This window comes from Saccharopolyspora spinosa NRRL 18395 (assembly GCF_000194155.1).
Taxonomy (GTDB): Bacteria; Actinomycetota; Actinomycetes; order Mycobacteriales; family Pseudonocardiaceae; genus Saccharopolyspora; species Saccharopolyspora spinosa.
Genome location: NZ_GL877880.1, coordinates 230,742 through 239,250, shown reverse-complemented (window position 1 = coordinate 239,250; position 8,509 = coordinate 230,742). Strand labels below are relative to the sequence as shown.

Here is an 8,509-nt window from a genome sequence, read left to right as displayed (position 1 = left end):
CGGGACCGCCAGCACCGGCCCGGCCGCCCGCGCCAAGGCCGGGACCGCCGACACCGGCCCGGCCGCCCGCGCCAAGGCCGGGACCGCCAGCACCGGCCCGGCCACCAGCGCCCAAATCTCCTGCGCCGCGACCGCCTGCACCCATGCCACCGGCACCGCGACCGCCCGGGCCAAGGCCGCCCGCGCCGCCGCCGGGCGGCATGGCGCCGATGAAGCCGCCGCCGGGCGGTTGTGCGCCGGATGGAGTGAGACCCAGGCCGGGGCCGGGCATCGTCGGTGTGGGCGGATTCGTCCACTGGGAGCCGCTTTGCGCGGGCGGGCGGTAACCGTCACCGATGCCACGCGGGTCCACACTGGACGGTCCGGGGCCGTTCGGGATGTCCGGCGTGCTGCGGGTTCTCGTGCCGGTTCTCGTGCCGGTTCGGTCGGCGCTGGTCGGGGTGTTGCTGGAAATGCTCTGCGTGTTGCGGTCCTGGTCGGGTGGCGGTGGTGGTGGTGGGTTCAGTGGGTCGACCGGCGGCGGGAACGTCGGGGTGCTGGAGTCCACGGCGGTGTAGCCGGGGGTGTAGACGTTCTGCACGATCTGCCGAGCCTGCTTGTCGGCCTCGGCACGCTCCCGGATCTGCGCGCCGGCGTCCATGATTCCGCCAGCAGGGCTGAGCACCGTCGCCAACGCGGTGCGGGTGCCGTTGTAGTCCTCGGGCGGCTGTAGCTGCGCCTTGGTCTGCCCGGCGGCGACCCCAGCCTCCTGGATCTTCAAGCCAGTCCCGCGAACCGAGTCACCGAACTGCTGCCCCCAATCCTGCAGCGGCTTGGCAGCATCGAGCCCGGCATCGGCGGCCTTCCCCCGCATCCCGTCACGAGCAGCGTCGCGAGCCTTGGAGTCCAGGTCGGCGAAGATCTCGGCGATCTGCTCGCCGAGCGTCACCCACGCACGGCCGGAGGCGTTGATCTGGTCGACCTGCAACGAAGGCTTGAGCTGGTTGGCCAGCCGCGCCTGGTCCCAGTCGTTCCAGTTGTCGTGCTGGCCGATCGACGCCGGGTCAGTACCGTCGATCTGGAGACCCTGTTGCTGCTGGGCCAAGTCGGCGCGCTGCTTCTCACCGGCTGCGGTGGAGAGCTGCTGGCGAATCCGCTGCTGCTCCTGAGCCCGCGTTTCGCCACCGGTCATACCGGCCCACAGATCGGAGGCGGAGCCCCCTAACTCCCTGGCCCCATCGGTGAACCAGTTCCCCATGTCGTTCCCCTCGACCGGCCTACCCCGGCAACTTCGGCTCAACAACCTGCGCGATCTCCATCGCCTTCGCACAAGTCACGTCGTCACCCTGGATCTTGTCGGAGCGGAAAGTGATATCTACCGAGACCGAGCCGCCACCGGACTCGATGATCTGGCGGCAGCCACCCTGCCCGCCCGCACCCTGTTCAATTGCCTTGATTCCCTGGTGGGAGCCGACCTGGTTCGACTCGAAGACACCGAAGTTGCCCCGCCGCTGCTCCCAGTACGTGCGGTCAGACTTTTCAGCCGTGTAGATCGTGAGAAGGTAATCACCGCCGTCGGCCTTGAACGAGCAGCCAGGCTCTCCGATTCCCTGGTCTACGGCTTCGCCCGGTTCGCTGACGCCGTAGTGCTGCAGTTCTGGCTGCGATAGGACAGAGCAGGGATCGAATCCGGCAAATGAAGACTGCGCAGCATTCTGCGTGCTTGGTGTCTGACCGGCGGTGTTATCGCTGGCAGAACACCCTGCGAGGAGCAGGCCCGCCGCAGCACCGACAGCCACAGCCGTGAATCGTGTCGTACGCATAACCACCATCAGATCAGAAATTCCGTTTCAGGTTGCGGGCATGCTCTTCGTCCTTGTCGCGCATGTCTCTTGCCGAATCTCGGTATGCCTTTGCCATGTCCCGCAAGATCTGTTCGACCTTGGTCAAGATGGCAACTAAGCCCACTTCAGGCGCGTTGACCTTGTCGCTGAACTTCTGGTTCATGGCGCGACCGATGAAGCAGTTGCCGTAGGCTCCGTTCGCGAGAAGCTGGCGAGTGTTCCTTCGGAGGCCGAACAGCGCTTCGGCCTTCTCGTCGTAGACCTTGGCGACCCGTTCAGCCGCCTCCGGGTCCATGACGAGCTGGCCGCTGTCGACCGCTGCGCGTAGCCCCTCCGCCTGTCCGGCCAGCGCGCTTACTCCTGCGGCTAAGCCTTCCATCCCCGTGGTCAACGCAGCCCCCTCCGCGTCCCTGATCACCGTTGGTTACACAGTGGTGTGATCACGAACGCAGAGAGTACAAGCGCTAGGTCCCGGCCCGGACAACATTCGCGAAACGTCTCCACGAAACCCCCGGACGGCCCAATTCACCAGCGGCGAGCCCGCAATCCTGAGACGAATGTCGCCCACTGCGACCGGGGAAACACCAACACAGCGCCATCCCGGTCCTTCGTATCCCGAACGCCAACCACCTGCGGCGTCAAAGCCACCTCGACGCAGTTGCCCTCGGCCGCGCTACGGCTGGACTTGCGCCAGCCGGTTAACTCAGGCGTCATTTCGCCTCGCTCTCGTACTGCTCCAGGTACTTCTGCAGTATCTCCTGCGAGGCCTCCAGGTCGGAAGCGTGATCTTCCAATCTCTCCACTGCATCGAAGAACAGCGCTACGTCATCTGGCTCGTCGATGAACGCACCCGACCGCCGCGCTTCGAGGTACACGACGGGACGAGGCTTGCCGAACTCGAAGAGCACGAAAGTGCCGCTCAAACCCGCATGCGCACCAATGGACAGCGGGATTACCCGGACCGTGACGTTCGGCTCCTTGACGGCAGAGATGATCTTTTGCAGTTGATCGGCCATCACTTTGGCACCGCCGATTGGCCTCGTCATGGCGGTTTCATCGATGAAGCAACGCAGCGTTGCTGGATTTCGTTTGCTCAGAATCCCTTGCCTGACTTATCGAATCGACACGTGGTCGTCGATCCGATCCTCGGGAACACCGGACGCTTCCATCACTGTCCGTGTGTATGTCCTGGTTTGAAGCAATCCGGGCAGTACGTTGAGCGTTACGTCAGTGATCGTCTTAGCGCGTTGCTCCGCATCGATCAGAGCCGTCAGCTGCTGAGGTAGCTCGCGGCCGAGCTCCCACCATGCCGGTTCGCGGATGTCGCGGGCCATCTTCAGCAGGCGTTCGCGATCTCCGCCTTTCATGCCGAGGACGTCGAGGATCGCTTCGACGTTCTGCACCAGGATTCCGCGCCGCGCAGTCTCGATCCGGCTGACCTTTGCCTCGGACCAGCCCAGCGCGCGAGCAAGCTCCCGTGCGGTCAAGCCCGCCGCACTGCGGGCGGCTCGAAGTTCCTTCGCCAGAGCGCGTGCTCGTGGGGTGTCCGACATGGGCACAGCTTACGAGTGACCGACCACCCGTTTGATCTCGCTCTTTCGTGTAGTTGATCAGTTTGCCCGAGCTCGGGCAAACTTGCCTCAACATCTTCGAGGGGAGATCCCGATGTCTGACTACTTGACCTACGTCTGGCGCCCGGTCACGGGTGGTCGCCACGCGTTTCCCATCGCAGCAACGAAAGCTCCGCGCGAGGAGCGGGTGAAGGCGTTCTGCGGGAAGGAAGCGGGCGCGGCAGACCTGCATGATCGGTCCGAAGTGGACTGGATCCGCGAAGACACCTGCATGCGCTGCTGGCACACCCTCACCACCCGCCTGTGACCACCCGAGGACGGCGCAATTTCGCGAGAAATTGACCGTCACCCCGGATGAACGCCAATTTCTCGCGAAATTGACACCCCTCGCCCAACCGAAGGAGAACCACCGATGTTCTGGATTCAGCTCAGCACGTTCGTCCTGTTCAACCTGCTGATCCTAAGACACCTGCATGCGCTGCTGGCACACCCTCACCACCCGCCTGTGACCACCCGAGGACGGCGCAATTTCGCGAGAAATTGACCGTCACCCCGGATGAACGCCAATTTCTCGCGAAATTGACACCCCTCGCCCAACCGAAGGAAAACCACCGATGTTCTGGATTCAGCTCAGCACGTTCGTCCTGTTCAACCTGCTGATCCTCGCCCTGCTCACCACCCAGTTGCCCGCGAGAGCCATCGCGTTCTCAACAGCCCAGCACGCCGGAGGCGGCGAAGGCGCCTATACGGTCTGGCACCTCATAGCCGACATCGAAGCCGAAACCCGCGTCGTGCCTGAAGAACACCGCGCGGAACAAGAACATCCCCACATACCAACGAAATTCCCCACCACAGACCCAGACGCCCCCGAAAAACCCGAAAGCCCAGACGAGCCCACTGGACGCCACCACCTCCACACCTGAACCACACCGTCAGGTGAGAGGTGCCCAAGGGTGCCCCTCACCTCGAAAAAAATCACCCAGCTGGGTTGGTGCGGTGTCCTCCCCGAACTCCGCCGCATCGGCCCTTGCCCGGTGACCGGGCGCGAACGCGCCCTCCCCACGCGCCTCCCCGCGCGCTCGGTCACCGGCGCCCCGCAACCGGGCTTTAGGCCCGGTCGGTTCGTTCGGATCAGCTTGCGGTGTCGCGGAGGTTGCGGATGCTGGCGAGGAGGTTCTCCGCGCGCTCCCGTCCGGTGGTCGCTTCGGTGAGGCGGCGGTTGACCGTCTGGAGTTGGCGGCTGCGTTCGGCGGCGTCCATCTTCAGGGCCTTGTCCACCTCCCGCAGCTCCCCCTCGATCGCCTCGATGCGCCTGGTCAGGGCGTCGTCGAGGGCCAGCGACAGCTGCTGCTCCGCCTCGATCAACTGCTCCGCGACCAGCTGGTCCAGCGCCGAGCGGGCGTCTGCGATGGCCTCGGTCAGCCACTGCTTCAAGTGCTGCTTGTCGGCCGCGTGTTTGCGGGTCCGCGCCATCCACCAGCCCGCCCCGAGGCCGAGCACGATCGTCACCGGCAGCACCACCGGGTTCAGCGCTGCGATCCCCAAGCCCGCCAACGGCATCGCCGCCGCCCGGCCGACGCCGAGCCCGCCGGAGACGCCCATGAACACCAGTAGCTTGTCCTCGGCGGTCGGTGGTCGCTTGTCCGGGGGGCGCAACGTGATCGGCGCCTGCAACCCGCGCGCGAACTGCGAGCGGATCACGTCGAGCTCCTCAGCGGAGAACAGCTCCTTCAACGACTGTTCGGCGACCGTGGCCAGCCGCGCGGACAGCATGGCCGCGACCCGGCTCGACGCCATCTGCAACGCCACGTCGACCTGCCGCGGCAATTCGGCGAGCTGGTTGCGGTTGGCACCGTCGATCGCTCGCCGGAACCAGTTCTGCACCTCCCGTACCTGGCGGGTCACCTCGTGGCTGGTCTCGACGCGGGTGCGCTGGATCTCGCCGCGCAGCTTGACCTGCCAGCCGCGGGTCGACGAGCGCCGCGCGGTGGTCAGCTCGTCTCGCCGCGCGCGCAGCGACTCCGCCTCGTCCTCGCCGACGGTCAGCGCGCGCTTCTCCGCCTCCAGCCGCGCGGCCAGCTCACCGAGCACAGTGGACAGCGCGCGCATCGTGTTGGCCTCGCCGAGCATCGCGGACCGGCCGCCGATCAGCCGTTCCAGCTCGGTGCGCAGCTCGGTGATGCCGGACTTCTCGCGCAGCATTTCCGCGGCCTGTTCGCTGGGTGCCTTCGCGGCGAGTTCCTGCATCCGCGCGGACACCGGGAAGATCGGCACGTCGGCGAACCGCGGCGCGTGCTCCACCAGCAGTCTCCGGTCCGCTTCCAGGACTTGCCGCCAGCCGCGGTGCTGGTCGGTCTTGGCCAGCGCGAACACCACGGTCTCGACGCGCTCGGCGACCCTCTGCAGGAACTCCAGCTCACCCCTGGTGAACGGGGCCGACGCGTCGACGACGAACAGCAGCGCCGTCGCCGAGGCGGCCGCCTCCATCGCCAGCTCACCGTGCAGGGCGTCCAGCCCGCCGACGCCGGGGGTGTCGACCACGATCACCCGGGCCAGCGTCTCGATCGGCGCGGTGATCTGAACGTAGCGCGGCGGCAGCTGCCCCTCGGGCAGGTCGCGGCCGGCGCCCGCCCAGCTCGGCAGCTGCGCCAGGTCGAACGGCACCGGCTCCTGCTGGCCGGGGTAGCAGGCGTGCGCCGCCCACTGCTCGCCGTGCGTGAACTGCAGGTACGTGGCGGTGGCCACATCGGCGTCCACAGGGGACAGACCCGGATGCCCGAGCAGGGCGTTGACCAGTGAGCTCTTGCCCCGGTTGGTCTCGCCGACCACCACGACGCTGGGCGTCTTCGGGCGGCCGCGCCGGACCTGCTCGACCCACTCGGCGGCGCTCGGGTCGGCTTCCCGCAGCACCGCGTGCAGCTTCTCCCTGGCCTGCTTGACCTGCTGCGGCAGGGTCGCGGCGACCGCGACACCCGGTGCAGTCGGCGTCATGTCCGCCCCGCTCCTCTCGTTACCTGCCTGGACCGCGCTCGAACTCGGGAATTGTCCCCGGCCGCGGTGATCAGCGGAAGGCGGATCACTGCGCCCGGAGCTGGTAGACGGTCACCACCGGGGCGCGCAGCACGCGGTCCCGGTCGGAGAACCCGAGCACCTCGGTCTCGGCGATCACCCCGTCCAGCTCCGGGTCGTCGGTCGGCGTCGTGCCGCCCGCCTCGTGGTGCGCCGGGTCGAAACGGGTACCGTCCGGGCGCAGCGCCGAGACGCCGACCCTGCGCAGGCCCTCGGACAGCCGCTCCACCACTCCTGCGCTGCGGGCCCGGTCCATCGCGTACACGCACAGCTGGATCAGCGTTGCTCGTTCGGCCAGTGCCTTCTCCAGCGGGTCTATGCCGATATCGCTGGTCACGGCGGTCATGTCGATCCCCAACCCTGCGTCGACGTCCGGGGCAACGGCCGTGCCCTCACCCGGATCGGACGCCTCCGGCACACCACCGGTTCCACGTTCGGGTGGTTTGTTGCGTCGCCAGCCCCGCACCGCCATCACCCGGACCGCAGCTGCTGCCAGATCAGGAAGTACGCCCGGTGCACCACGTGCGCGATGCGGCTCTGCGCGGGTGTGGCGCCGAACGACGAGAACGAGCGCCACCAGTTCGCCCGCTCCAGCGCGTAGTCGGTCAGCTCGATGCGGTGCCGTCCCGGCAGGCCGAGCTGCTCGCCGGCGTCGTTGCTGCTGCCGACCCGCATCACTTCCTCGGCCAGGTCCGCCGGCATCGCCACCGCCCCGGCCGCGACCAGCGTCAACGCCTCCAGCACCCGCAGCTGGTGCGCCTCCGGCTTGGCCAGCAGAACCTCGATCGCGTCGTGCACCCGCTGCCGCTCGCCCTGGTCGCCGGCGGCGTGCGCGAGCGCGGTCACCGAGGCAAGCGCCGCAGCGGCCTTGATGCCGTCGGCCCGCGCCCGGAACACCGAGTCCAGCCGGTTCAGCACCGAAGCCAGCCCGGAGGAGTCCAGCAGCCGCCGCCGCAGCGCGCCCGCGGTGATCTCAGGTTCGGCGTCGATCGCCGCCAGCGCGCACCGGATCCCGTAGAGGTCCATCCGCTCCAGCAGCCGGCTGCGGGTGCCGGCGGGCACGTCGCATTCCCAGCTGGTGAACAGGTCCGCGGACATCAGCAGGGTTTCGCGGGTCGCCTCGTCCAGCTGGGCCAGGCCGCGCAGCGCCTCCGCGTCGGCGGCGGTGAACCCGCCGGATTCGGCGGTCTCCGCGAGCAGGCCGATCACCGGCAGCACGTCGGCGACCTTCGGCTTGAGCAGCTGCGCCTGCTTCTCAGCGAGCAGCGAGGCGGCCTTCCACACCTCGCCGCCGGAGTCCTCGACGGAGCTCGGCTCGATGGTGTCGGCCTTGTTCAGCACCGCGATCGCGTTGACCGGCCCCGCTTCCCGGCTTGCGGTGGCGGCGGTGAACGCGGCCAGCGCCTGCTCGTCGTCGGCGCGGACGCCCTGCGTCACCACGTAGAGGACGGCTTCGGCCCCGGCGACCGCGTTGCGCGACACCGGGTCCAGTTCGGTGTCCTCCTCGCCTTGTTCTTCCTTGCGGGTGCCGAGCAGCTCTTCGGTGCGCGCGACGGATGCGGCGTCCAGCGAGCCGAGCCCGGGGGTGTCGATCACGGTCAGGTCGCGAAGCACGGCGTTGGTCAGGTAGGCCTCCAGGTGCGAGACCTCGTCGATGTTCACGCCCAGGTCGGCGGGGATGCCGCCGTCGGGGTCGAACGGCACGGCCTGCTTCTTGCCGTCGTGGAAGATGACCTCGACGCGGTCCACCGTGCCGTATTGGAAGCGGGTGACCAGCCGGGTGCATTCGCCGACGTCGGTCGGCGCGACCCGGCGCCCGATCAGCGCGTTGACCAGCGTGGACTTGCCGGACTTGATCCGGCCGGCGACGGCCACCTGCAGCGGCGCGGACAGCCTGCGCAGCACCTCGGCGAAGCCGGCCGCGGTCCGCTCGGACACCTGCGGCCGCAACCCGGTGCACAGCCGGGCGACCGCCGCCGATAGCGGGCCGGGCCAGTGCTGCTGCTCGGTTGCCGTACTCAACGCCGACCTTTCCGGGATGTGCGA

At 68.0% G+C, this 8,509-nt stretch carries 9 protein-coding genes and 1 pseudogene; 2 read left to right on the top strand and 8 right to left on the bottom strand.

Features of this window, described 5'->3' with window-relative positions:
- The 5 genes and pseudogenes from SSPN_RS46840 to SSPN_RS60680 form a co-directional block, all read right to left on the bottom strand.
- On the bottom strand, positions 1–1,237 hold a 1,237-nt coding region (locus tag SSPN_RS46840), incomplete at its 3' end, for a hypothetical protein (RefSeq protein WP_044576085.1).
- A 19-nt stretch (positions 1,238–1,256) separates the two neighbouring features.
- The gene (locus SSPN_RS46835) at positions 1,257–1,778 is read right to left on the bottom strand and encodes a DUF3558 family protein (protein ID WP_010312997.1); all 522 of its coding nucleotides are present in this window, start codon (positions 1,776–1,778) and stop codon (positions 1,257–1,259) included.
- Positions 1,779–1,815: 37 nt separating this feature from the next.
- Positions 1,816–2,214, bottom strand: coding sequence for a hypothetical protein (locus SSPN_RS0131780; protein ID WP_237710856.1), 399 nt, complete (start codon positions 2,212–2,214; stop codon positions 1,816–1,818).
- Between the two features lie 134 nt (positions 2,215–2,348).
- Positions 2,349–2,537, bottom strand: coding sequence for a DUF397 domain-containing protein (locus SSPN_RS52455; protein WP_010312993.1), 189 nt, complete (start codon positions 2,535–2,537; stop codon positions 2,349–2,351).
- A pseudogene (locus SSPN_RS60680) lies at positions 2,534–3,376 on the bottom strand (helix-turn-helix domain-containing protein). Before SSPN_RS60680 ends, SSPN_RS52455 begins: the two are co-directional and overlap by 4 nt.
- A 112-nt stretch (positions 3,377–3,488) precedes the next feature.
- Here SSPN_RS60680 and SSPN_RS0131765 point away from each other — a divergent pair.
- Positions 3,489–3,701, top strand: a complete 213-nt coding sequence (locus tag SSPN_RS0131765; protein WP_010312986.1) for an HC3 family zinc finger protein — start codon at positions 3,489–3,491, stop codon at positions 3,699–3,701.
- Between the two features lie 307 nt (positions 3,702–4,008).
- Positions 4,009–4,317 (top strand): hypothetical protein, encoded by a 309-nt coding sequence (locus tag SSPN_RS52450; protein ID WP_010312985.1) that lies wholly within the window; start codon positions 4,009–4,011, stop codon positions 4,315–4,317.
- A gap of 208 nt (positions 4,318–4,525) precedes the next feature.
- Here the strand turns inward: SSPN_RS52450 and SSPN_RS0131755 are convergent, their stop codons facing one another.
- From SSPN_RS0131755 to SSPN_RS0131745, 3 genes are all read right to left on the bottom strand, one after another.
- Positions 4,526–6,385 (bottom strand): dynamin family protein, encoded by a 1,860-nt coding sequence (locus SSPN_RS0131755; RefSeq protein WP_010312983.1) that lies wholly within the window; start codon positions 6,383–6,385, stop codon positions 4,526–4,528.
- A gap of 85 nt (positions 6,386–6,470) precedes the next feature.
- On the bottom strand, positions 6,471–6,935 hold the full coding sequence (gene grpE, locus SSPN_RS0131750; RefSeq protein WP_010312981.1) for a nucleotide exchange factor GrpE: 465 nt from the start codon (positions 6,933–6,935) through the stop codon (positions 6,471–6,473).
- The gene (locus SSPN_RS0131745; protein ID WP_010312980.1) at positions 6,935–8,485 is read right to left on the bottom strand and encodes a dynamin family protein; all 1,551 of its coding nucleotides are present in this window, start codon (positions 8,483–8,485) and stop codon (positions 6,935–6,937) included. The genes grpE and SSPN_RS0131745 overlap by 1 nt, the downstream gene beginning before the upstream one ends.
- Positions 8,486–8,509: the final 24 nt, after the last annotated feature.

Bases quoted from the DNA above. Each gene is read 5' to 3' on its own strand.
- SSPN_RS52455 (WP_010312993.1), bottom strand. From the start codon at position 2,537: ATGACGCCTGAGTTAACCGGCTGGCGCAAGTCCAGCCGTAGCGCGGCC.
- SSPN_RS0131765 (WP_010312986.1), top strand. From the start codon at position 3,489: ATGTCTGACTACTTGACCTACGTCTGGCGCCCGGTCACGGGTGGTCGC.
- SSPN_RS52450 (WP_010312985.1), top strand. From the start codon at position 4,009: ATGTTCTGGATTCAGCTCAGCACGTTCGTCCTGTTCAACCTGCTGATC.
- SSPN_RS0131755 (WP_010312983.1), bottom strand. From the start codon at position 6,385: ATGACGCCGACTGCACCGGGTGTCGCGGTCGCCGCGACCCTGCCGCAG.
- grpE (WP_010312981.1), bottom strand. From the start codon at position 6,935: ATGGCGGTGCGGGGCTGGCGACGCAACAAACCACCCGAACGTGGAACC.